This window comes from Arcanobacterium pinnipediorum, assembly GCF_023973165.1.
Classification (GTDB): domain Bacteria; phylum Actinomycetota; class Actinomycetes; order Actinomycetales; family Actinomycetaceae; genus Arcanobacterium; species Arcanobacterium pinnipediorum.
This window is the reverse complement of record NZ_CP099547.1, coordinates 1,561,274-1,586,058: the sequence shown is the minus strand read 5'-3', so window position 1 is coordinate 1,586,058 and position 24,785 is coordinate 1,561,274. Positions and strand designations below refer to the sequence as shown.

The following is a 24,785-nucleotide window of genomic DNA, read 5'->3' as shown; positions in this document are numbered from 1 at the left end:
TTCAACATTCCCCAATGGTCACACAGGCCGAAATCGACGCTGTCCAAGCTCAGCTGACTAAAGACGCAGATATTCGCATGGAAAATGCCGTGCGTTATTCTCGTGGCCAACTTATTCGCCGTCGTTTCTTGCGCAACAAGACAGCCGTCTTCGGCGTATTTATGTTGATCGGCGTGGTCGCGTTAGCCCTATTTGGCTCCTATATCAGCCAGTGGGATTACCTGACCCGTGACCGTACCGCGCCACTGCAAGGACCAAGTGGCAACCACTGGTTCGGTACAGATAATCGCGGACGCGACATCTTCGCCCTCACTATCGAAGGCCTACGCACCTCACTCATGATCGGTTTTTCGGTTGCGTTCTTGCAAACCAGCTGGGCCGCGCTCTTTGGTTCTTCGATCGCCTACTTTGGTCGCTGGATCGACAAAGTCGGTTCATGGATTATCGATTTGATGCTCGTTATTCCGTCCTTCTTGCTCATCGCTGTTATCAACCAGCGCCTGAGCGGGCAGTCGAGCTCGGTCGTCGTATTGATCATCTTGCTGGCCCTGTTTGGTTGGATGCTCACCGCGCGAGTGGTTCGATCCTTGACGATGTCTGTCAAGAGCTTGGATTACGTCCACGCCGCACAGTACATGTCGGTGCCACCGTTCTTCGTTATTATTCGTCACATTATTCCCAACATTTCTTCGTTGTTGATTATTGACTTTACGCTTGGGATTGCCGGTGCTGTGTTGTCCGAAACCACGCTGTCCTACTTCGGACTGGGTATTAAGGATCCGCAGATCTCTCTCGGTGCCCTTATCGGCCAAGGCCAGGCCTCGGCATTGACGCATTCCTGGCTCTTCGTGCCACCAGCACTCGTGCTTGTTTTCATGCTCGTCTCAGTGAACTTCATTGGTGACGGATTGCGCGATGCTATTGATCCAACGTCTAAGTCTGGAGGAAAAGCATGAGTAAGAAAAACGAAGCAGTATCGTTTGAGACCGAAGATCTTCCTCAAGCTACTAGCGGTGTACCGATTGTTGAAGTCTCTGATCTGCATGTGCGTTTCCCATCCGAAGATGGTTCAGTCCATGCAGTTCGTGGGGTCAACTTCTCAGTTAACTCCGGTGAAGTTCTGGGCATCGTCGGTGAGTCAGGTTCTGGTAAGTCGGTTACGTCGATGGCCATTATGGGCCTACTTGACCAATCTGCCCAAGTAGAAGGTTCAGTAAAGCTCCACGGCACTGAAGTTCTCGGCCGCTCAGATTCCTACATGTCACAGGTGCGTGGCAAGACTGTTGCGATGGTCTTCCAAGATCCGCTTTCAGCTCTGACACCGGTCTACACAATTGGTGATCAGATTGTTGAAGCTCTCAAAGTTCACAATCCGTCACTATCGGATAACGAATGTCGCGAACGCGCTATTGAGCTATTGACGATGGTCGGTATTCCAAATCCGGAAATTCGCGTCAAGTCTTTCCCGCATGAATTCTCCGGTGGTATGCGTCAGCGTGCGATGATTGCCATGGCTATTGCAAACAAGCCAGAGCTCATTATTGCCGACGAACCTACAACCGCACTTGACGTAACTATCCAGGCTCAGATTCTCGACGTGTTGCGCAGAGCACAACATGAACTTGGTGCTGCAGTTATTATGATTACCCACGATCTTGGTGTGGTTGCTGGAATTGCAGATAAAGTTGCTGTGATGTACGCCGGACGTGTGGTCGAATCTGGTTCTGTTGATGAGATTTTCTATCACTCGGCTATGCCTTACACCATCGGTTTGCTTGGTTCGTTACCGCGATTGGATTCGCGTAAAGAGTACCAGCTTGCTGCAGTTGAAGGTAATCCGCCTTCGATGCTCTATGAACCAACGGGTTGCCCATTCGCTGCGCGTTGCCCGGTGGCTCAACCGGCATGTCTTGATGGCGAACCCGTTCTAGCCGATGTGCGCAGTTCTGATAGCACCGCCCATCGTGTGGCCTGTAAGCGTGCCGAAGAAATCCGTGATGATTCGCGCAAGTACACTGATATCTATCCACTTCCGGCAGCGGTACCACCGCCGTTTGAAGGTTCGCGTGAAGATCGCGAAGAGGTTTTGCGAATTGAAGGCATGACGCGCTACTTCCCGTTGATGAAGGGATCAGTGTTCCGCCGCCAAGTTGGTACAGTTCACGCTGTTGATGGTATCGATCTTGATATCCGTGCCGGTGAAACCCTTGGACTTGTCGGTGAATCCGGTTCGGGTAAAACAACTACTTTGATGCAGGTCCTCGATCTCGTCAAGCCACAAAACGGCAAGATCGTCGTGATGGGTGAAGATACCAAAGATCTCAAGCGTAGTGATCGCAAGCGTATCCGCAAAGATCTTCAAGTTGTTTTCCAAGATCCAATGGCTTCCCTTGACCCACGATTCCCGGTATTCGATATCATCGCCGAACCGTTGCGTTATGGTGGCTGGAAGAAAGAAGACATTCCAGCTCGAGTTGAAGAACTGATGACGATGGTTGGTTTGGAACCAGCCCACGTTAATCGCTATCCACGCAACTTCTCCGGCGGTCAGCGCCAGCGCATCGGTATTGCGCGAGCCTTGGCACTGGAACCAAAGTTACTGATTCTTGACGAACCAGTTTCTGCACTGGATGTCTCCATCCAAGCTGGTGTCATTAATCTACTTGACGAATTGCGCTCGAAGATGTCGTTGTCATACTTGTTTGTGGCACACGATCTTTCGGTGATCCGCCATATCGCTGATCGCGTTGCGGTTATGTACTTGGGTAAAATCGTCGAAGTTGGTGATGTGGAAGCAGTTTTTGAACATCCGCAACATCCTTACACTCAAGCTTTGCTCTCGGCGATCCCGATTCCAGATCCGCATAAGGAACGAAACCGCGACCGAATTATCCTTGAAGGCGATTTGCCTTCACCGGCAAATCCACCAAAGGGTTGCCGTTTTGTTACGCGGTGCCCGCTGTATAAGACGCTTTCGGATGGCGAAAAGGCCAAGTGTGAAGCAAAGCATCCTGATCTTCAGATCTTAGACGATGACCACAAAGCAGCGTGCTACTATCCGCGAGCACTCAAGCTTTTCTAGTAGGTTATTAGCTTACTGATAGCATTCACAATCATTTGGGCAGATAGTTTTACTATCTGCCCAAATGTATCTTTCTCCACATTTTCTTAAAAATCGAGTAAATAAATTTACCTTTTTCTGAAAAGTAGCTAGGCTGGGTCTTAACGCTCCGGATGTTATCGTCGGAGTTCCGTCCTAAAAGGAGGACCACTATGGGAATCAAGAAAGCAGGCTTCGCACTCGTCGCAGCCTCCGCGCTCGTTTTGAGCGCATGTTCGGGCCCGGCTTCGTCCGAATCCGGTTCTGATGACGCCGGCAAGGCAACCGCAGCCCTGCCAGCTTCAGACTACAACAAAGTCGATCCAGCAGATCTGAAAGAAGGCGGTACACTCCGTCTTGCAATTGCTGGCTTGCCAACAAACTTTAACTCACTCCACGTCAACGGCAACACCACTGAAACCAGTGACATTTGGGGCTGGGCAAACACCGGCAACTTTATTTACGCCGACGATGCTTCATGGGAAGTTAACAAAGACTTCGTAGAGTCATACGATGTTAGCAACAAGGCTGATGGTGACGCCAAGATGACCGTTACCCTCAAGCTCAACCCAGAAGCCAAGTGGTATGATGGCACGCCAATTAACGTTGCTGATTACCAGGCCAGCTGGAATGCGTGTAAGTCTCAAGATACCGGATACGATTGTGCATCAACCGATGGTTGGGAACACATCATTTCTATTGAGCAGGGCGCAGATGAGTACGAAGTCGTAGCTAAGTTCAAGATTGAGTACCCAGATTGGTCAGCTATATTGGGCTCTCGTTACGCCGCAGCTGGCATGGCTGATCAAGCCATGTTCAACGAAGGCTGGGCTACTACAGACGTTAACGTTCTAAACAAGTTCGTTGCCGGTCCATTCAAGTTCAAGAGCATTGACGAGGGCGCTAAGCGCGTTACCCTCGAGCAAAACGAAAAGTGGTGGGGCGAAAAGCCAAAGCTCGATACCATCACCTTCTCCGTTCTCGATACCAAGGCACAGCCACAGGCATTCGCCAACAACGAACTCGATGTAGTCGATAACGTTCTTGAAGCGGCAGCCTACGAACTTATCAAGGGCCGCCAAGATGCAGATATTAAGCAGTCGGCATCTACCGTTTGGCGTCACATCACCTTGAATTCCAATGCGGAAGCACTCTCTGATGTCAAGGTTCGCCGGGCAATTCAAAAGGGTATCGACTCTGCAGACTTCCTCGCCACCGACATGGCAGGTTTGCCAGTTGAAGGGCTTGACCTCTCCCTCGGAAACCACTTCTTCATGCCAGGTCAAGCAGGATACGAAGACCACGCAGTTAAGTTCGATCCAGAAGGCGCAATGAAGGATCTCGAAGAGCTCGGTTTCAAGATGAATGAAACCACTAAGCTTTTCGAAAAGGATGGAAAGCCACTTTCCTTCAACTTCACCCGCTTCCCAGGCATCCCAGCTTCAGACAATGCTGCAGCACTGCTCAAGGAGCACATGAAGGCTATTGGTATCAACGTCAACTTCGTTGATGTACCACCAGCAGAATTCGCAAACGTTCTTGAAGCTGGCGAATTCGAATCAGTTACCTTCGGCTGGCGTGGAACGCCATACCCGATGGCAAACGTTGGACAGATCTACGGCCCAGGTTCGGCCTCGAACTTCTCAAAGGTTGACGATCCAAAGATCGCTGAATACGTTGAGAAGATTGCTGCTGAAACCGATAACGCCAAGCGCGTTAAGCTCACCAACGAAGTCGATAAGGTTATCTGGGATAACGTTATGACCATCCCGTTGTACTACCGCGCTAAGTTGATGGCAATTCCGTCGAATCTCGCAAACTACGGTGCAACCGCGTTCCAGACATTCTTGCCTGAGCACGTTGGCTACACCAAGTAAGCACTACGTGTAACTAGTCGATAGTCAACTATTGCTCTAGTTCCACACTACGTCCAACGAGACCGGACCGATTCATATCGGCCGGTCTCGTTGCGTCGCAGTCAGTTTTTACCTGATAAACCCATATTTTCACCACCAGCAGTCTCGGCTGTGTCCATAACCAAACCTCAACGTCGCCCATTAGCGGTGCCTGCTATCGAAAGATCACTATGGTTGCTCAGTTTTTTCGTACCATCTATACGATGCGCTCACCGAAGGTAACGAATCTGCAGAAAAAACGTGACTCCTCTGTGATCTCTCGCACCTACGAGGTAGGGCCACAACCTAAGACTTGGCCGCAATTCCTTGAATTTAAGGCAACTCCGAATGCCGATCACAACTCGGTGCTGTGGTCCACCCTCAAAGCCAACCGCGGGCTGTTACTTGGAGCATTCGTTATGTCGGTGCTGATGTTTGTTGGCGGCGCACTCATACCGTGGGCACTAGGTATCTTTTTAGACTCCGGACTCGAAAAAGGCTTAACTGCATCCTTGATCCCTGGCGGACTACTGCTCAGTGGTGTCATTTTGGTGCGGGCTCTAGGTTCCTTCAGTGAGCCGGTGCTTGTCGCGTCATGGATGCGCGGTGACTTCGGCTGGCGTCGCGATATCGTTGGCCACATTTCAACCATACGTGGCGGTGGACGCGAACACATTCCGTCTGGTGAAATAGTTGCTGCGGTGACCTCCGATACCCAAAAAATCGGTAACTTTCTCTACGGTGTGCCTGCTACAGCAGCCGCTGCACTATCGTTCATCGTTATCTCGGTGATGATGCTACGCACTAATATCGGTCTCGGTCTTATTATCGTCATCGGCCTTCCGATAGCGATCTTTCTTATGTCGCTACTCATTAAACCTCTCCACAAGCGCTTGAGCGCCAATCGTGAAGAGCGCGGAAAACTCACCACCCTTGCCTCCGATGCCGTAGTGGGATTACGTGTGCTACGCGGAGTAGGGGGAGAAGATACCTACAATGAGCGCTACCGCGACCAATCAGAACACGTGATGAACACTGGAATCCGTGCCGCCTTCGTCCAAGCGATCTTGGGCGCATTGACCACCGCAGTACCTGCGATCTTCACCGTCGTCGTCATTTCTATAGGACTGTGGGATGTCTACGATGGGGAATTAACTTACGGAGAACTCGTCGCATTCTTCGGATACACCGTCTACCTATCGGTCCCGGTCTCGGCGGCAACTCAGTTTTTACAAGTGTTTGCCGATGCGCGCGTCGGGGCGCGACGAGTTAGCCGAATAATGAACGCCACCGCGCTCACCAGCGATGCTGGTCTCGATCCGAACGTGGCACAACCGCGTTGGGAAGGTGTCACGCTCACCGATCAAACGTCTGGTATTTCTATATCGCCGGGAAAGGTGAGCGTTATCGTCAGTGCCCAGCCAGAAAAGTCAGCCCAACTCGCGCAACGGTTAGCGCGCACCGACGACGCGCACCCTATTAGCGCCCACTGGAATGATTCCGCCGGCAGCCACACTATCGATTTAACAGACATAGCCGTGGATAAAGTGCGCCAAGCCATCGTCTTTTCCGGTGCCACTGCACAACTTTTCCAAGGTCGGTTACGCTCTAATCTTGCCGGTGCCTACGCCGAACGGCCGCTGCCGCGCCTGGTTGGCGCACAAATGCGTGCAACCGGAGACGGTTCGGGCAGCGCCCAGCGCGAGCACAATCCTCACCCACATACCCCGAGCGAACACACCTTAGACGCTGCACTGAGTGTAGCCGACGCCCACGATATCGTCCTGGGTCTCAAGGACGGCCTCGATGATTATATTGCTGAACGCGGCCGATCGTTGTCTGGAGGCCAGCGCCAACGAATTGCCTTAGCGCGCGCTCTGGTCACCCAAGCTCCGATTCTTATCGCCGTCGAACCAACATCAGCTGTCGATTCGCACACCGAGATGCGTATCGCTCGAGCCCTTCACGAACGACGCAGCGGGAAAACCACCGTAATAGTGTCAGTTTCGCCGATTATGTTGCACCAGTCAGATGAGGTGATCGTACTTAACCCTGACGGTTCGCTGCGATTGCGCGGAACCTACGCAGAGGTGATCGCTGATGACTACGTCCACGCTATTGTTCATCGTGGGCAAGAAGATCTTGAGGACAACCACGCATGAAGCTACCAATAGCAAATAACTCAACAATTGTTCGTCATCTTACCCAGCTTGCCCGGCTTTTTGGACGCGATATCACCGTTGTGCTCCTCATCCAGCTGTGCGTTGCGGTAGCGAGCATTGTGACCCCATGGATAATCGGGCGCTCCTTCGACGCGCTCAATGAACCCGACCCAGCCCGTGCTATCCGATTCAACATCGTCGTCTTAATAGTTGCGGTGAGCGTGCAATCCGTATTGGCCGGTTTTGGGGAGTACCTTTCGCGCGCTCTCGGCCAGCGTTTCTTCCACAAGTTGCGTATCGATTTGGTCAACACCGTCACCCACTTACCGATTTCGACGGTGGAGTCAGCCGGTACCGGCGATTTACTAGGGCGAACGACGGCGGACGTAGACCGCATCGAATATATTGTTCGCGTTGGCATATCGCGTATCATGATGTTAGTCATGCAGATCCTTGTCACGGTGATTGCAGCATTTCTTATCGAATGGCGCGTCGGATTTGTGGTGGCGCTGTCCTTCATCCCGGTTTTCTATATCACTCGGAAGTATCTGCGCCGCACTATTGCTGCGTATCTGGCTTCTTCGGCACTGAATGCAGAAATGTCTGGCGATATCACTGAAACCGTCGAACATTCGGCAACTGTAGATGCCTTACGAATGGGGGCCTACCGCACAGCTCGAACTATGGTGTTACTCGACGAAAAATGGGAAAACGAACGCTACTCGGCGTTGATGCGCGCATTTTTCTCCTTCGGGATGGTTATCGCACTGTTTTCGCCCGTGATCTTGGCAGTAGTCTGGGGCGCCTGGCTCGTCGGGCACTCAATCGTGAGTGTGGGAGCGGTTATCGCTGTGGCTCTCTACGCCCAGCAGCTGCGCGGCCCGGTAGATGAACTGTCGTGGTGGATTGACGAAATGCAGTTTGCCTCAGTGTCACTGGCACGTATTTTCGGTGTGGCCGAAATCCACTCGGACCGAGTAACAGAAGCAGATCTGCCCATCGGCGAAGCAATCGAAATTCGAGATGTTTCGTTTTCCTACCGGGATGGGGTAGAAGTGCTCCACGATGTCGATCTAGATGTTAAACCTGGCGAACGCCTCGCGATTGTGGGTCCTTCCGGGGCCGGAAAATCTACCCTCGGACGCCTCATCGCTGGCATTAATCCGCCCTCGGCTGGTCATATTTCCATCGGCGGGGTAGAAGTGAGCAAGATCGACGAAAAGCGCGTCCACTCCTACGTTGCACTGGTCACTCAGGAAAACCATGTTTTTGTGGGAACAATTGCGCAAAACCTCCGTTTAGCAGCCCCAGAAGCCCGTGTGGAACGGTTGTGGGATGCGCTCGACGTCGTCGATGCACAATGGGCAAGAGATCTTCCTGACGGCTTAGAAACAACTGTTGGCTCCGGTGCCCTAGAGCTTCCCCCAGATCACATCCAACAATTAGCGCTGGCACGAATCGTTTTGCTCGATCCCGATATTGTTATTCTCGACGAAGCTACCTCACTGTTGGATCCAACCGCGGCGCGTTCGGCAGAGCGGGCACTTGCTCGAGTTTTGGAGGGTCGTACCGTGATCTCCATTGCCCACCGCCTCTACACCGCATACGACGCCGATCGGGTGTGCGTCATGATTGATGGAAAGATTGCTGAACTAGGCAGTCACGATGAGTTAGTTGCCTTAGGTGGGGAGTATGCGTCGCTGTGGGAAACCTGGCAACAAGACTAAAACGCGATGATTGGCCACAGGCGCTAGTTCGCGGCCTAGCGCCAGGTAAACATAGCAATTGTTGCTATAAGCAACGCTAGCGAGCCGATGATAGGCACTGGTAGCAATCGGCTCGTCGTGCCAGGTTTCCATCCATTTAGATGCGGGGCGAGGCGACGGCGCAGGGAGGCATCAGAGCGAATAGCGTGATTGCGGATATTTAACGAATCTGCGACGAAAGTTACAGGTAGCACATAAGAGCGTGATTCTGCGGCTTTCCAGTCGATTGCCTCAGGGGTGGCTTTTTTGCGGTCCCGCCATGAGTTATGTAGTAATCCGACTCGGCTAGGCAAAGCCCACACCGGAATTTTCTTCTCCGAGCGGGTGAAAATGTAGAGACCCCAACGGTTTTGTGCTTCAGCGAAATCGGCCCAGGAGATGAGGTGTTCGCGGAAGATATTGGTCACATATAGGCCGTCTGCGGTGACCTCTAGGCGCGGATTCCACCAGCCGACCCAGCCTATGAAGCTGAGGAATAAGCACAGTGGTAGGGCAAAGAAAAACTCTGCTAGTCCGCCGTTAATCGTTGATGCAGTTAGGATAAGTGCGGAGAAAGCCCACAGAAGGTAGGCCCAAAAATGCCCGCCTTCGCCACGGATAATCACGTTCATAATGCTATTGTCTCAGGTTGTTCGATCGCTCGCATTTCTTGGATTTTAGACGAAGTATGGTCTGAATTCAGCGTAAACTTGGACTATCTAACTAATTTTTTGATAAGGGACCTTTATGACTCAAGTACGCGCTGATCTGCGAAATGTTGCTATTGTTGCACACGTCGATCACGGCAAGACCACTCTCGTGGACGGCATGTTATGGCAAGGCGGCGCATTTGACGCGCGCGCAACTGTTGAAAAAACTGGCGAGCGTGTTATGGACTCAGGCGATTTGGAGCGTGAAAAGGGAATCACCATTCTCGCTAAAAATACTGCCATCACCTACCACGGCCCATCGGCAGCTGAGTTCGGTGCACCAGAAGGGGTCATTATTAACGTCATCGACACCCCCGGCCACGCCGATTTTTCTGGCGAAGTCGAACGCGGGCTGTCAATGGTTGACGGCGTGGTTCTCCTCGTCGATGCTTCCGAAGGTCCGTTGCCGCAAACGCGTTTTGTGCTGCGCAAAGCCCTAGAGGCTAATTTGCCAGTGATCACTGTGATCAACAAAGTCGATCGACCCGATGCGCGCATTTCCGAAGTTGTTGAAGAAGCTCAAGATTTGCTCTTGAACCTAGCAGCCGATATCGACGAGGTCGATCTTGACCTAGAGCGCTTAATGGATATTCCAGTTATATATGCCGCAGCGAAAGCAGGACGAGCAGACACAGTTCAGCCAGCTGATGGTCAAGTTCCAGCCAACGAGAATTTAGAGCCACTGTTCCGGGCAATCTTGGAACACATCCCAGCCCCCACCTATGAAGCAGATGCTCCTTTGGTTGCACAAGTTACCAACCTTGACGCCTCGCCTTTCCTGGGACGCTTAGCGCTCGTGCGCGTCTATTCAGGTGAGTTGAAGAAAGGCGCCTGGGTGGGCTTAGCTAACGGCCCAGATTCAGATATCGAACGCGTTCATATCACTGAGCTGTTGCGTACTCAAGGTTTAGATAGGGTACCGGCAACCGTGGCTGGTCCAGGCGATATCGTCGCAGTTGCAGGTATGCCAAATATTATGATTGGTCAAACCCTCGTCGATCTTGACGATCCGCGTCCAAAGCCACGTATCCACATTGACGATCCGGCAATTTCTATGACCATTGGTATCAATACCTCGCCGTTAGCGGGCAAGATCAAGGGTCATAAACTCACCGCCCGTCAAGTTCGCGATCGCCTAGCTCAAGAACTCGTTGGTAACGTCTCTATTCGAGTGCTTCCTACCGATCGCCCAGATGCTTGGGAAGTTCAAGATCGTGGCGAACTTGCCCTCGCAATCCTCGTTGAGACTATGCGCCGCGAAGGATTTGAACTTACGGTTGGAAAGCCACAAGTCGTCAAGCGTATTATCGACGGCGTTGTCCACGAACCTTGGGAGCGCGCAACTATCGACGTCCCCGAAGAGCATCTTGGTGCCGTTACCCAGCTCATGGCAGCCCGCAAAGGCCAGATGGAAACGATGTCCAATCATGGAAGTGGCTGGGTCCGAATGGAGTTCGTTCTGCCTTCTCGGGGCATGATCGGTTTCCGTACCCAATTCTTGACCCAGACTCGTGGCACCGGTATCGCAGCGTCAATCTCGGAAGGTTATGCGCCCTGGGCTGGCGAAATCGAGTCGCGCAACACTGGCTCTCTTGTTTCGGATCGATCCGGCCAGGTAACTGCGTTCTCATTGCAACGCCTCGAAGATCGTGGCACATTCTTTGTAGATCCAGGTGAGGAAACCTACGAAGGACAAATCGTTGGTGAGAATTCCCGCAACGAAGATATGGAAGTCAACGTCGTTAAAGCTAAAGAAATGACGAACATGCGTTCTGCGAACGCCGACGTATTCGAATCCTTGCAAGCACGCCGTAAGCTCACTCTCGAAGAATGTATCGAGTTCGCTGCTGAAGATGAGTGCATCGAGGTTACACCTGAAGTGGTACGGGTACGCAAAGTCATTTTGAGTACAACAGAACGTCTACGCCAAGCAGCTCGACGCAAGCGCTCTAACGGAAACTAATATCGACGATGATGGGCATATTTGCTGGCATTGTTCTTGGCCTGATTTCCGGGACTCTTTCGCTGGTGGCCTATTCCGGGCCGCTCGATCAACCGTGGATAGGACTGGTGATCGCAAGTGCTCTGGTTGCGTGTGGTTCCTGGCTGGTGAGCAGACTAGCTGGTGTGCTTGGTTGGGTTTTTTACGCGCTGAGCACGTTGGGAGTTACTATTTGGCTACTCTTCTTCGGCTCTGCAGATACTGCCCTATATACCGATCACCAGTGGGCAACCCATGTGTGGTTGGTACTGCTTCCACTCGCGTTGATCACCGCGCCTCTTATTGAAAAAATCTCTTCGCGCTCAGCTATGCCGGCGAGCCAGGTTGGCACCGTAGGCGAACCACGAAACGAGGAATGAGTAGCACTGATGCAACGAAAACTAGCTTTGACGTCGCCCCGAGTATTTCTTCCGGGTTTAGGTGTGCTGTTCATTGTGCTCTATCTTGGTATAGCCTACTCGTTATCCGGCTATATCCCGAACAACACAAAGATCTCTGGTGTTGATGTCTCTGGACTGACCCAAGACCAAGCCCGGGATAAGCTCAGCTCCCAGCTCGAACCGTTGCTGGCCCAGCCGCGTAGCGTCGCGATACGAGAAATTGACTCCGAAGCGATGTCAATTGATCCCGCGCCGCTATCTTTAAGCATCGACTATGAGGCAACATTGGGAAAATACACTGGTTTTTCACTAAACCCGGTGCGACTATGGCGCGATATCGTCGGCGGTAACAATGATAAAGCAATTGTGCAGGTCTCCCAGCCAGCACTTGACCAAGCTCTAACTGCCTTGGCCGAACAAACCGCCCAAGCAGCTACGGACGCTACTATTTCCCTGACCGGAACACAAGTAGACATCGTAGAATCACGTACTGGCCTGCAACTAGACACCGAATCAGCTGGTGACATACTCCTTGACCAGTGGCTATCGGGCACGGATGTTATCGTGTTGCCATCGGTGAAACAAGCCCCGCAGTTAACTACTGAGGATGCGCAGAATTTCGCCCGCGATCTCCTAACTCCTTTGGTAGACCAACCTATTTCGCTCGACGTCAAAGAACACCATATCGAGGTCTCCGGACCAGAACTTGCCGATCTTCTCACTGTTGAAAATCGAAGCGATGCATTTGCCATCGTAGTCAATAACGACAAGCTCAATGCCCTGATCGAGGCGAACTTGCCTGGCGTCTTGCCACAGGCACGAGATGCGAGTGTCACTATTGAAAACTCTGCCGTCCATATCCAGCCCTCCCAAGATGGCGAAGGGGTGGATCTTGGCGAGTTTACCAAGCGACTCACCGCCGTCGTTGAAACGAAGAATCGAACTGTTGTTGTGCCAATCCAAGCAGTTAAAGCGCAACTTTCGACTACCGACGTCGAAAGCTTAGGTATTAAGGAAGTAGTTTCAGAGATATCAACGCCGTTAACTGCCGATCAAGTTCGTACCACGAACCTGATCGTCGGCTCACGATACGTAACAAATACGTTGGTTCGTCCGGGAGAAACATTCGATTTGCAAACTGCACTCGGCCCGTTGGAAGAATCGCGCGGATTTGTCTCCTCAGGGGTGCTTGTTGATGGTTTTCCTTCCACGGCACTAGGCGGCGGATTGTCTCAGCTGGCAACGAATGTGTTCAATGTGGGGTATCGAGCTGGGCTAGAAGATGTGGCGCATCAACCGCACTCGGTCTACTATGATCGCTATCCGCGCGGGCTCGAATCAACGATTTGGTATGATCAGATCTTCGTGAAATGGAAGAACACCATCCCCTATGGTGTGGTGGTTGAATCCTTTGTTTCTGGGTCCCAGCTCACCACACGACTGTGGTCCACAAAGCACTTCGATGTGCAGATCCACCAGGGCCAACCTTATGGTTTTGTTAAAGCAGGAACCGAGATTAATCCGGCACCAGATTGTGAGCCCTCGTCGTATTCGAAGGATGGATTCTCCGTCGACGTCGGTCGTACCGTATCGCTTCACGGCGAGGTAGTTGAAGACTCTCGGCATACTGTGAACTATGAAACGCTTCCGCAAGTCCAGTGCCAGTAATTGGCGACTTCGCTGGCTTTCCCATCGCGAGCGGGACTATTGCCCATTGGCAAAATGCACTCCCAAGGCAGATAATTGAACCAGCCTACGAATAGAAAGAGGAACTCATGACGTACGTAATCGCATTGCCATGTGTAGATGTTAAAGATCGGGCATGCGTTGATGAATGTCCGGTTGATTGCATCTATGAAGGTGAGCGCACGTTATATATCCATCCAGACGAATGCGTTGATTGTGGTGCATGTGAACCAGTGTGTCCGACTGAGGCGATCTATTACGAAGATGATTTGCCAGCAGAGTGGAGTGAATACTATCGGGCGAATGTGGAGTTCTTCGATGACTTGGGCTCCCCAGGTGGTGCCACTAAGTTAGGGCCGATTGCAAAAGATCATCCGATCATTGCCGATTTACCTGAAGGCGTCAACGATTAATCAGTGAAGATCCCTAGGTTCTTGCGCAGATGAGCGCACTGGCCTAGGGATCTTTTTACCCCGAAGTTATCTCAATATCAAAACATCTCGCTCAATATGTTGTAATGTGGTCTATATCCTACCGTTTCAATGATGAATGGTAAGAAGATAGCGAAGGAGACGCATTATGCCTAACAACGCCCGCTTGAGTGTGGATGGTCACGATCTTGAACTCGAACGTGTCCGTGCAGTGTCTGGAAATGATGGCTTTAAAATCAATTCCCTCCTGTCAACCACCGGAACAGTAACGTTAGATCCGGGGTTTACTAATACCGCGTCGTGCGCATCGGAGATCACCTATATCGATGGTGAAGCCGGTATTTTGCGATATCGCGGTTATCCAATCGAACAACTAGCAGCTAATTGTTCCTTCCTCGAGGTAGCTTATCTGTTGATTTATGGTCAGCTACCTGACGTTAATTCGTTATCGAAATTCACGCGCCGGATTAAACGCCACACGTTGTTGCACGAGGATTTCCGGTCTTTCTTTACTGCCTTTCCTTCATCTGGTCATCCGATGTCTATTCTTCAAGCTGGGGTTGCTGGCTTGGGAACATATTATGAAGATACGCTCGATCCGCAAGATAAAGAACAACGCAATCTCGCATCGGTGTTGCTGTTAGCGAAACTGCCGACGATGATCGCCTATATTTCGAAGCGTGCTACCGGACTACCATTGTTGTACCCAGATTCATCGAAGTCCTACACTGAAGATTTTATTCGGATGACGTTCGCCTTGCCCTATCAAAACCACGACGTGGATCCGACCATCGTCAACGCACTAGATAAGTTGTTTATTTTGCATGCCGATCACGAACAGAATTGTTCGACGTCGACCGTGCGTTTGGTTGGTTCAGCGCACGCCAATATTTATGCTTCGGTTGCGGCCGGAGTTGGGGCGCTATCTGGCCCGTTGCATGGCGGAGCAAATGAGGCGGTGTTGTCTATGCTTGACCATCTGCGCGAAACCGGAACTCCGATTAAGGACTTCGTCAATCAGGTTAAGGACAAGAAGAACAATGTCAAACTGATGGGATTTGGCCATCGCGTGTATAAGAACTATGATCCTCGAGCCAAGATCGTTAAAGAGTTAGCCGATGAGATTCTGGGAGCCTTGTATGGCGATGAGGAATTGTTCGATATGGCACGTGAGCTTGAACAGATAGCGTTGCAAGATGAGTATTTCGTTTCACGTAATCTGTATCCAAATGTTGATTTCTATACCGGGCTGATTTACAAGGCGATGGGCTTTCCAACGAAGATGTTTACGCCGCTGTTTGCTTTGGGGCGGTTGCCGGGATGGATTGCGCAATACCATGAGCTTGTTGATGATCCAACGCAACGCATCGGCCGACCACGCCAAGTCTATATTGGTGCTGGCGAGCGTGATTGGGTGGCACTCAATGAGCGTTCCAAAACCTATTCCGGGTTCCGGGAGCCAATCGATTACCAAGTCTAGCCTGGGCTTAGGATCCTAACCCTAGTCGTAGTGCAAAATCTAGGGCCCAGACAATTGTTGTCTGGGCCCTACATTTTGGTAGATAGCCGGAGAATTATCGGGCAGATTTTTCAGGCAGGTGCCAGAATTCGGTGATGGAATATCCTAGTTCTGTTAGCAAGGAACGTAAAAGTGGTAGCGAAATACCAACGATGCCGTGGTAGTCACCTTCGATACGCTCAATGAATGGCCCGCCAAAACCATCAACTGTGAATGAGCCAGCCACATGGAGGGGTTCACCGGTGGCAATGTATGCCTCAATATCAGCATCAGATAGATGCGCGATATGTACTGTTGCCGTAGATACACCCGTCACGCTTGTGCCGGTGTGTGTATCTATCACGCAGTGGCCGGTGTGGAGGTAACCAACGTTGCCGCTCATAGCTCGCAGCCGCTGGCGGGCAATAGAAGGCGTATGCGGTTTGCCAACGATTGTGCCATCGATTTCAAGCATTGAATCACAGCCCACGATCACATCACTAGCTTGATCTAGTTCGCTGGCAGTTGTGAAGATCTGGTGTGCTTTAGCCTTGGCAAGCAGTTGGACTTGTGCGATGGCTAGCTCGCGCGTTGAAAGTTCGCGGTGAGCGCTACGATACTCCTCAATTAATGCTTCTTCATCTAGATCTGCAACCATGACGTGCGGAATAATCCCGGCATTTATCAGAGTTTGCTTGCGAGCAGGTGAAGCTGAACCCAGGAGAAGAGTTCTCATGCTAGCGCCTCGCGCAAAACATCGAGACCCACCGATCCTAAGGACAGTGCCTGAGTATGCCAATCTTTGAGGCTAAATGCTGAGCCGTGACGTTGTTCCGCCTCGCGGCGCAGTTCTTTCCACATCCGGTGTCCGATCTTGTAGGACGGGGCCTGGCCAGCCCATCCTAGATAACGGTTGAGTTCGAAGGTCAAGAAAGATCGATCCATAGCAACGTTATCTTGGAGGAATTGCCACGCTACATCGCGGTTCCACACCGGGCTAATGTGGTGGTATTGGGCGGGTGCGGGCTTTTGGAGATGAACCCCAATATCGAGGACGACGCGTGAGGCGCGTAGCCGTTCGGCGTCAAGAACCCCCATATAGTCTCCGGGTTCATCCATGTATCCGAGTTCACGCATGAGACCTTCGGCGTACAAGGCCCAGCCTTCTCCGTGCCCAGAAACCCAGCAGAAGTTCCGACGCCACATATTGAGTTGTTCGCGCAAGTAGGTGGTGTATCCAACTTGCAAGTGGTGGCCGGGAACTCCTTCATGGTAGACGGTTGTTTTTTCCTGCCAGGTGGTAAATGTTTCAGTACCTGCTGGCACCGACCACCACATGCGTCCAGGCCGGGAGAAATCGTCAGAAGGTCCAGTGTAGTAGATTGCTCCAGTGCCAGAAGGTGCGATCATGCACTCGATCGTCTTCATCGGCGTTGGAATATCAAAGTGGGTATCGCTGAGATCTGCTACGGCTTGGTCAGAGGTGGTTTGCATCCACTCTTGGAGAGCGTCTGTGCCGTGGAGTTGACGTGCCGGATCGTTATTGAGCCGTTCCATAGCTTCGGTCACGCTCACACCGGGGCCGTAGAGCTGAGCGGCGATAGCGGTTTGTTCTGCGACGATGCGCGCTAATTCTGCCACACCCCACTCATAGGTTTCATCAAGATCAAGTTGTGCGCCTACGAACTGGCGGATACGCCGTTCGTAGCGCTCGCGACCAAAAGCATCCTCGGCTACACCATGAGGGGCGATGTGGGTTGCTAAGAATTGTGAAAGTTCACTGTAGGCCTGACGTGCGGCTGTAGAAGCTGCGGTGAGTTGTTCGGCCAAGTGCGGAACGGCCTGGGCGCCGCGCTCTCCAAGACGGGCGAGGGCAGAAGATTGCCCTGCCACAGCTTCAGCTTCTGCGATGGCTAACTCGATTTGCCGGCGTGCATGTGCGGGACCGGTTTGGGTGCGCAATGCCAGGGTTTCTTGCCAACCCTTTAGAGCCTGGGGAACGTTACGAAGTCGGGCAGTAATAAGTTCCCAATCGGCTTCGGTAGCGCTGGGCATCAGATCGTAAATTTCTGCGATACCTTGTAGCGGGGTGGCGATATTGTTGATGTCGCCAAATTCGTGCGCCTCATGTAATTCTAAATCCAGGCCGATGCGCTCGCGCATGGCAGCGATGGTTACGCGATCGACGTCGTCGACGGGGTCGAGCTGGCTAAGTTCGTTCAGCGTGGAGCGTTGCAGATCAGCTATCTGTTCCAATCCTTGTGGGGAGTAGTCGGAGTAGGTTGATTCATCAGCGCCAGGTAAGCCTAAAGATGTTACCGATTCTGGGGAGTGGTCAAGTATTTTTTGGCTGTAAGTGTTGGCTAGATGGTCAATATGTGAAAGTTCTCGTGTCATGGTCTCTAGTCTACCGTCACCCGCGCCTAAGAAAATAGTAGTAACCTAATGTGGTTGTACTATTTTTGGAAAAACTCTTCTAAAAGTCAGAATTAATTGCTAGAGTAGTGGATGTGATGCAAAACACACCAGATTCTCAAGGGGAAAATGAACTTACCACCGTCGAGAAACATGCCCGACGGTTACTTGGTGGTGCACCGAAATACGCAGTGCGCCAAGCAGCGGAGTTAGCTGGGATGGATGTCGATTCCGTGCGCCGATTTTGGCGCGCAATGGGATTTCCGTACATCAATAACGCCGATTCACTGCTGTTTACCGAATATGATATTGACGTCATGCGAGCCCACCAAGACTTTATCGAGCGTGGGAAGATGGATGAAGATACCCAAAACTCACTCATCCGAGCCCAGTCTCACCTCGCTGATCGAATAGTGCTATGGCAGTATGAGGCACTCGTTGAGGAAGCAGAAAACCGATTCGGGCTAGACGAAGTCTCGGCGCGCTATTGGGTCCTTGACCACATTCAAGATTACGAGCAATTCTTGGTCTATCAAACCAAGTATGCGTGGCGGCGGCATTTGGCGGCATTCTTGCGCAGAACCGAAGTCGAACTCGAAGGCATGTCTTATAACGGAGCAGACGCTATGCCTCTCATGCGTGCCGTGGGATTTGTTGACCTAGTCTCATTTACACAACGTTCCGGTGAACTTTCACCCCATCAGTTGGTCGATTTTATTCAGACGTTCGAGTTCACTTCTCGCGATGTGATTTCTTCATACGGAGCGCGGGTAGTTAAAACCGTCGGAGATGCAGTGTTGTATATCGCCGATGATTTGCGTATTGGCGCTACTGTTGTTGCCGAAATTGTCCAAGCTCTCCATAAGACTCCTGGAATGCCGCAGGTGCGCGCATCGTTGGTATGGGGAGGTTTAGTCTCTCGCTTCGGGGATGTATTTGGCCCCAAAGTAAATCTTGCCTCACGATTATGCTCAGTGGCTCCAGTTGGCGGGATCCTCGTTGATCGCTCCACCGCTGAGGCATTGAAGAAAGTTGATGAGCAAGCCTATCGGATAGAGCCGTTCGGTTCTCCCGATTTGCAAGGAATTGGTAGTATAGACGCCGCGCAATTATTTGTTGAGGGGTATTTTGACTCTCAATCACCACAAAGCTGAATATTCCTTTACTATGGAAAGTAGTAGTTCGCCAAATTTAGCTAAAAACTTATGAAACGAGAAATGAAAATGACTAGAGTACTTATTGTTGAAGATGATGCGGCGATCTCAGCCCCATTGGTTCGAGCTTTTATGCGCGAAGGATATGACGTCACTGCCGTGGATAACGGGCAAGCAGCTATCGATCAAATCTCATCTGCTATTGACCTCATGGTTTTGGACCTAGGACTGCCAGATATGGATGGCCTCGATGTGGCTCGCGCTGCACGCACGAGCGGAGAAATTTTCCCGATTTTGATCCTGACCGCGCGCGCCGAAGAAGTAGATATGGTTGTTGGTTTAGATGCCGGCGCAGATGATTACGTAACGAAACCATTCCGCCTTGCTGAACTTTTAGCCCGCGTTCGCGCCTTGTTGCGACGCACTTCGCCTCAAGAAGAACCCGCGGGGATGTTGAAAGCCCAAGATGTCTCGATAGATTTAGGCGCCCACCGAGCCTATCTAGGAGATGAGGAGCTGCAGCTAACCGGTAAAGAATTCGAACTTCTCACCATTCTCTTGCGCTCTGCCGGATCGGTAGTATCACGCGAAAAACTCATGTCAACCATGTGGGGTAAGGACGTCGAAACCTCAACGAAGAAACTCGATATGCATATATCGTGGTTGCGCCGCAAACTTGGTGAAGACGTTGCTGAGCCGCACTATATTTCCACCGTACGCGGCATGGGATTCCGTTTCGAAGTCGAGTAAAAAGTAAACTACCAGCTACTTAACGCCTGAGATCTAGCCCGCCATGAGCGCTAACCGGAACTGAAGAAGGTATTAGATGCGACAACGCGCACTTGCATTGATGAGAGTAGTTGTAGCTGTTGCGGTACTTTTTCTCGCTATCCCAGGAGTGCTCCTAGGTAGTTTCCTCATTTGGCGCGACGCCCAAAACAGTATTGAACTCCGGTCGCAAACAGTTGTTGAGATCATCGGGCGCTTAGAACAAAACAACGCGAAGGTCTGGCCCAATCTACTCGATTCGTTAGCCGAATCCTCACGCCTATCCGAAGTTCATATATCGGTAGCCTATACAAACGGGCAAACCTTCGAATCAACCAACTCGCTAGCTCCGCTACGGTTCGAGATCCGCCGCTTTTCCCCGAAAGGCACCCTGGTAACAATATCTGCACCAAAGTATGCCGCCTTAGGAAATATCTTCAAACTTGGTGGCGCAGCGGTCGTCTTAGTTGTTTTAGCATACGGCGTGGGTGGTCTGGTTGCGCAACGTCGCGCACGAACCTTGTCCGAACCACTCGTCCTCCTAGCTGCCACGGCCGAGCAAATAGGTGCCGGGCGCGTGCGGCCGCACATGGATCCATCCGGAATTGAAGAAATCGATCTCGTCTATCAAGAATTAGAGCGAACTGCGAACCGAATGGCCGGGCGAATCGCTGCCGAACGTCAGTTCGCTGCCGATGCCGCACACCAATTACGCACCCCTCTTACCGCATTATCCATGCGGATAGAAGAAATCCAGTTTTTAGCCGACGATGACCAAGTGCGTGACGAAGCTACGTTAGCGCTCGAACAAATAGACCGGCTCAGTGGAGTTGTCCAGGAACTCATGCGCACCTCGGTATCTGACGAAGCACCAGGAGTCGAAGCTGTCTGGCTTAAAGAAATTTGCGAGCAACAATACAACGAGTGGAGTAGCGTCTTCCACAACGCGAATCGCGAACTCGTCCTAGCACCCGGCGATTACGATTTTGTTCGCGCAACCCCCGGAGCGCTATCTCAAATCATTGCCACATTGCTGGAAAACTCGCTCAAGCACGGAGCTGGGACGACGACGATCACCCCCACGAAATCAGGCCGGATGATGAATATTCGCATCCGCGACGAAGGCGCTGGAGTGCCCGATGAACTTGGCGATACTATCTTCCAAAAAGGGGTTTCTGGAGTAGGATCAACCGGTATTGGGTTAGCAGTAGCACGCCAGTTAGCTTCGAGTAATGGGGGACGACTGGAATTAACGATGCGCCAACCAGCCGAATTTACTCTCACCTTGCCCGCAGTTCCCGATCAGCTCAATCCAGCACATGTGGTACCCAAAGGTGCAGTAATTTCGTTAGCCTCGCGGCGCCGGCGCAGATAGTGCTACGGGCAAAAGCATCGCCTAGATGCGCACTGCCTAGAAACGATATTTAGAAGGATGCGAACGAATCCTTCGTCACGCTCCCGTCACGAACCTGAGCCCAGAAGCTATCGATGGCATCTTCGTCGAACAAGACGTAGGAGGCGCCATCGTAGCCGATATAGTTCAATGAACTAATCGGTGGGGCTCCCATAACTCCTTCTGTTCCTAGCGCGTCACGCAGCGCCAAGCCGGCCCATGCCACATCGAACAGGGAATCGGAGTCATCGGTAGTCAGCACGCTGCTGGCAGCTTCGACGAGGTGATGTTGCTGACCAGGATTAATAAACGTCGACGTCGAGGCGGCTTTACTAATAATCTTGGAGACAACTTGGCGTTGGCGAGTAGCGCGCCCAATATCGCCGAGCGGATCTTGGTAGCGCATTCGAGAAAACGCTAGCGCCGTGGTGCCATCGACGTCGTGACAGCCAGCTTGCCATTGTAGCGTTGAGTATGGGTCATTGACGTCGTAATCGAGGCAAAGATTAACCCCGCCAACCGCATCGGTAAGTTGCTTAACCCCGTCCATCCCGATCTGTACATAGTGATCAATCGTTAGATCGCTGAGGTTTTCTACTGTGGCAACCAGCGATTGCGGCCCGCCGAGGCTAAAGGCGGCGTTGATTTTCCCTGAAGAGCCATCTGGATAATCAACTAAAGCGTCTCGCGGTATTGAGATCAGCGATGTTTTTCCAGAATCTGGTACATGCAAAACCATGATGGTATCGGCGCGCTGGCCCTCAGTGGGATCAGAAACAACGCCGCCGCGTTCATCGGAGCCGACGATGAGATAGGTTGTGCCGGCAGTGCTAGGCCGATCAGTTAAGGCTTGCACGCGCGCGATATTCGAATTACCAAGGGCGTAGAGATAGTAGACCCAGCCGATGCTCACAACCAATATCACTAGAAGAGTTACGGCGCTACCGGCTGCATAGAATCGCCAACCGCGGCGCCGACGCGGATGCCCAGATCCGTTTCCTGGAGTGTGGCTGGCTTGGCCAGGGTGGATCTGTTGTGGGGGGCGAGAAGTATGGGCATGTGGGCCAGAGCTAGCCTCTCGGGCTGGCGCATAGGATTGCGGCGAGCTCGCCGGAGGGCGTTGAGCGCGGCGTCGCGGGGGAATCGACGGTGCAATAGGCTCTGGTGAGGCAGGTGTGGAATGGGATTGTTGTGGAGATTGTGGCTGTTGTGTGCGCGATTGGTCTGGAGAAAAAGCCGAACGTCGAATTGGGCCGCGTGGGGCGCGCCCCGCAGGTGCTGCCGACCTAGAGCGTGCAGGTGGCTGATCGTGAGGTGAGCGCGCACCTGGGCGCGACTCGCCAGAAGCTGAAGCCGAAGGTTGGTCCTTAGATCGCCCAACTCTACGCGCACCTTGAGCCGATGGCCGAGGTGGGCGGTTACGCGGTTGGAAAGATGGAGGTTGAGTCACCAGAAATCCTAACGGTTATTGTGTCAGTCCAGCACCGAGATTGTCTTTAAATTCTTGGAGTTGTTCTGGCGTTACACTGTGAACAACATCTGGGCCGGCGTCAGCTGCTGGAGTTTGTGCCGGGATGGGGGCATCGTTAATGAGTGCTTCCCACACAGCTGTAGCACTTGCGGCAGGGCGTACGCGAGGCCCCTCATATTCGAAAGGCATGGTAACGAAATTGATTTCGTCAGGGTTAATATTGCGCATCGAATAGGACAGTCCGCCTAGCCATTGGATATCACCAAGCCCATCAGATAAATCCATGTGGCTGGTTACATTCTTCAAAATACCGTAGAGCGTGGGGATATCGGTAAAGACGTTGAGGGAGAACGTCTTTTTAGCTATCGCGGTAACGACTTGGTGTTGGCGTGAAATACGGCCGATATCGGAGCCATCACCAATGGAATAGCGGGCCCGTGCAATACCAAGTGCCTGAGTGCCATCGAGGTGATGGCAACCGGCAGTGAGACTGATGCCGGAATATGGATCGTCAATATCTTCGTTGAAACACATGTCGATGCCGCCGATCGTATTGACGACGTCGCGGAATGAGTCAAAGTCTAAGACGGCAAACCCGTCGATGTAGATACCGGTGAGTTCTTCAACTGTTTTCATCGTACATGCGGCAGATTGTGCCACATTGCCATCGAAATTACCGCCGGTGGCAAAGGCGGCATTAAAAATGGTGTCGTATTGCCAAAATGATGATTCCCCGTTGCCCATGACGCACGGGGGAATATCGACGAGAGTATCGCGCGGGATCGAGACCACATCGATGCGTTCTCTATTTGCTGAAATGTGGACGATCATCGTCGTATCGGAACGTTGGAGGCCGCCATCGGCAAGATCTGCTCCCAAGAGCAAAATGTTGAGGGACTTTCCAGCTTTTTGATCCAGCGGAGCTTGGTTTTCTACTGGGCGATCTTTTTGCGATATCAGCGCAGAGACATCATGTTGCTTGATAGAGCTTTGGAGCTGGTGAAGCATCGTAGCTACCGCGGTTCCACCACACAGTGTCAGTGCCAGTACAGCGGTGAAGAAAATGCGTAGGCGATTGCGCCACGGGCCTATCTTTCGCTGATGGGTAGCTGATCTTTTGGGGAGGGTGGAAGTCTCGCTCGAAGGTTTCACGCTCTTGTCCTACTTCGTTTTATTCACGTTCGATGCTGTTGAATGTTCGATAAACAATTAAGTGTTCATATTGTATCCCACATGGATGCATTTTCGGCTGCAAGAATGGTCTCAATGTCTTGTTCTAGGGTTATTATCACCAGATTGCGATTCGTTACTGCAGCCCCGATGAACTCCGAACATAGCGTGTGAATATCGCGTGGTAGAACTGCCAGGGCGCGCGTGGCGTGCTCAGGTGGGACGACGGCGGGCAGTGGAGTGGAGCTGAGAATACTGGTATCGATTGTGTCGGCAAAGCGCATTGGAGCTGCGGTAGCGTCGTCGTACCCGGCGGGCAACGAACCGTTCCACGACAGTGCCAACGAGTCCAGATTCAACGCCAGATGTACTCCTTGACCCGGTGAATCTGTAGGAGCGTTCGTTACAACAATATCTTCCCAAGATAAATCGGTGCCCGCGGAGCTGACTTGGCAGCCACTGGCATAACCAGCTAGCTGCCAGAGAAGTGTTTTCCAGTGGATCGGCAAATCGATGACGAGGCGAGTATCTTCGCTCACTGCCAAGTCATTTAAAAGATAGCCAACGAGTTTAGATATATGCATAGCTACGACTTTGCCAGAGAGTTCAATTCGCTCTGATTTTCCATACCAGACCAGTGCGGGCATGGTTGCTCGAGTCAGGAGTGCTGAGATGAGATCTGCTGGAGTATGAGACATCTTTGCTCGCTTCATGTGATTATTTCCGATGCTAGAGGGCAGTTTGCCCTATCGCCTTGACTTTTGGGGTATGACACGCGTGTAATTTACATAGCACGTTATTTTTG

At 51.9% G+C, this 24,785-nt stretch carries 19 protein-coding genes; 13 read left to right on the top strand and 6 right to left on the bottom strand.

The features are described from left to right. The first annotated feature begins 14 nt into the window (after positions 1-14). The 5 genes from NG665_RS07095 (at position 15) to NG665_RS07075 (ending at position 8,884) form a co-directional block, all read left to right on the top strand. Positions 15-956 (top strand): ABC transporter permease, encoded by a 942-nt coding sequence (locus tag NG665_RS07095; RefSeq protein ID WP_252673017.1) that lies wholly within the window; start codon positions 15-17, stop codon positions 954-956. Further along, positions 953-3,082 carry an ABC transporter ATP-binding protein gene (locus NG665_RS07090; protein WP_252673016.1) on the top strand — a complete coding sequence of 710 codons (2,130 nt, stop codon included), beginning with the start codon at positions 953-955 and terminating at the stop codon, positions 3,080-3,082. The genes NG665_RS07095 and NG665_RS07090 overlap by 4 nt, the downstream gene beginning before the upstream one ends. Before the next feature lie 191 nt (positions 3,083-3,273). Then, positions 3,274-4,977, top strand: coding sequence for an ABC transporter family substrate-binding protein (locus NG665_RS07085; RefSeq protein ID WP_252673015.1), 1,704 nt, complete (start codon positions 3,274-3,276; stop codon positions 4,975-4,977). 209 nt (positions 4,978-5,186) lie between these two features. After that, the gene (locus tag NG665_RS07080; RefSeq protein ID WP_252673014.1) at positions 5,187-7,157 is read left to right on the top strand and encodes an ABC transporter ATP-binding protein; all 1,971 of its coding nucleotides are present in this window, start codon (positions 5,187-5,189) and stop codon (positions 7,155-7,157) included. Next, entirely contained in the window at positions 7,154-8,884 is a 1,731-nt protein-coding gene (locus NG665_RS07075) for an ABC transporter ATP-binding protein (RefSeq protein ID WP_252673013.1), read from the top strand. Before NG665_RS07080 ends, NG665_RS07075 begins: the two co-directional genes overlap by 4 nt. Positions 8,885-8,919: 35 nt before the next feature. Here the strand turns inward: NG665_RS07075 and NG665_RS07070 are convergent, their stop codons facing one another. Then, positions 8,920-9,534: a PH domain-containing protein gene (locus NG665_RS07070; RefSeq protein WP_252673012.1), complete on the bottom strand. Its 615-nt coding sequence runs from the start codon at positions 9,532-9,534 to the stop codon at positions 8,920-8,922. Positions 9,535-9,649: 115 nt separating this feature from the next. Between NG665_RS07070 and typA the strand changes: the two genes are divergently transcribed. From typA to NG665_RS07045, 5 genes are all read left to right on the top strand, one after another. Then, complete coding sequence (gene typA, locus NG665_RS07065) at positions 9,650-11,575, top strand: translational GTPase TypA (protein ID WP_252673011.1); 1,926 nt, start codon at positions 9,650-9,652, stop codon at positions 11,573-11,575. 8 nt (positions 11,576-11,583) lie between these two features. Further along, entirely contained in the window at positions 11,584-11,973 is a 390-nt protein-coding gene (locus tag NG665_RS07060; protein ID WP_252673010.1) for a hypothetical protein, read from the top strand. Positions 11,974-11,982: 9 nt separating this feature from the next. Beyond that, positions 11,983-13,662: a VanW family protein gene (locus tag NG665_RS07055; protein ID WP_252673009.1), complete on the top strand. Its 1,680-nt coding sequence runs from the start codon at positions 11,983-11,985 to the stop codon at positions 13,660-13,662. A gap of 107 nt (positions 13,663-13,769) precedes the next feature. Further along, positions 13,770-14,093 (top strand): ferredoxin, encoded by a 324-nt coding sequence (gene fdxA / locus NG665_RS07050; RefSeq protein ID WP_252673008.1) that lies wholly within the window; start codon positions 13,770-13,772, stop codon positions 14,091-14,093. A 166-nt stretch (positions 14,094-14,259) separates the two neighbouring features. Beyond that, positions 14,260-15,591, top strand: a complete 1,332-nt coding sequence (locus NG665_RS07045; protein ID WP_252673007.1) for a citrate synthase — start codon at positions 14,260-14,262, stop codon at positions 15,589-15,591. Between the two features lie 94 nt (positions 15,592-15,685). Here NG665_RS07045 and NG665_RS07040 read toward each other — a convergent pair whose 3' ends face one another. Together NG665_RS07040 and NG665_RS07035 are read right to left on the bottom strand one after the other, a co-directional pair. Then, positions 15,686-16,345: a Maf family protein gene (locus NG665_RS07040; protein WP_252673006.1), complete on the bottom strand. Its 660-nt coding sequence runs from the start codon at positions 16,343-16,345 to the stop codon at positions 15,686-15,688. After that, entirely contained in the window at positions 16,342-18,006 is a 1,665-nt protein-coding gene (locus NG665_RS07035; protein ID WP_252673005.1) for a DUF885 domain-containing protein, read from the bottom strand. The genes NG665_RS07040 and NG665_RS07035 overlap by 4 nt, the downstream gene beginning before the upstream one ends. Before the next feature lie 116 nt (positions 18,007-18,122). Between NG665_RS07035 and NG665_RS07030 the strand changes: the two genes are divergently transcribed. The 3 genes from NG665_RS07030 (at position 18,123) to NG665_RS07020 (ending at position 21,321) form a co-directional block, all read left to right on the top strand. Beyond that, the gene (locus NG665_RS07030) at positions 18,123-19,178 is read left to right on the top strand and encodes an adenylate/guanylate cyclase domain-containing protein (RefSeq protein ID WP_252674103.1); all 1,056 of its coding nucleotides are present in this window, start codon (positions 18,123-18,125) and stop codon (positions 19,176-19,178) included. A 69-nt stretch (positions 19,179-19,247) separates the two neighbouring features. Beyond that, positions 19,248-19,928, top strand: coding sequence for a response regulator transcription factor (locus NG665_RS07025; protein WP_252673004.1), 681 nt, complete (start codon positions 19,248-19,250; stop codon positions 19,926-19,928). 76 nt (positions 19,929-20,004) lie between these two features. Beyond that, entirely contained in the window at positions 20,005-21,321 is a 1,317-nt protein-coding gene (locus tag NG665_RS07020; protein WP_252673003.1) for a sensor histidine kinase, read from the top strand. A gap of 49 nt (positions 21,322-21,370) precedes the next feature. Here the strand turns inward: NG665_RS07020 and NG665_RS07015 are convergent, their stop codons facing one another. From NG665_RS07015 to NG665_RS07005, 3 genes are all read right to left on the bottom strand, one after another. Further along, positions 21,371-22,789 carry an LCP family protein gene (locus NG665_RS07015; protein WP_252673002.1) on the bottom strand — a complete coding sequence of 473 codons (1,419 nt, stop codon included), beginning with the start codon at positions 22,787-22,789 and terminating at the stop codon, positions 21,371-21,373. 15 nt (positions 22,790-22,804) lie between these two features. After that, complete coding sequence (locus NG665_RS07010) at positions 22,805-23,962, bottom strand: LCP family protein (RefSeq protein ID WP_252673001.1); 1,158 nt, start codon at positions 23,960-23,962, stop codon at positions 22,805-22,807. Positions 23,963-24,027: 65 nt separating this feature from the next. After that, positions 24,028-24,693 (bottom strand): hypothetical protein, encoded by a 666-nt coding sequence (locus NG665_RS07005; RefSeq protein ID WP_252673000.1) that lies wholly within the window; start codon positions 24,691-24,693, stop codon positions 24,028-24,030. Between the last annotated feature and the right edge of the window lie 92 nt (positions 24,694-24,785).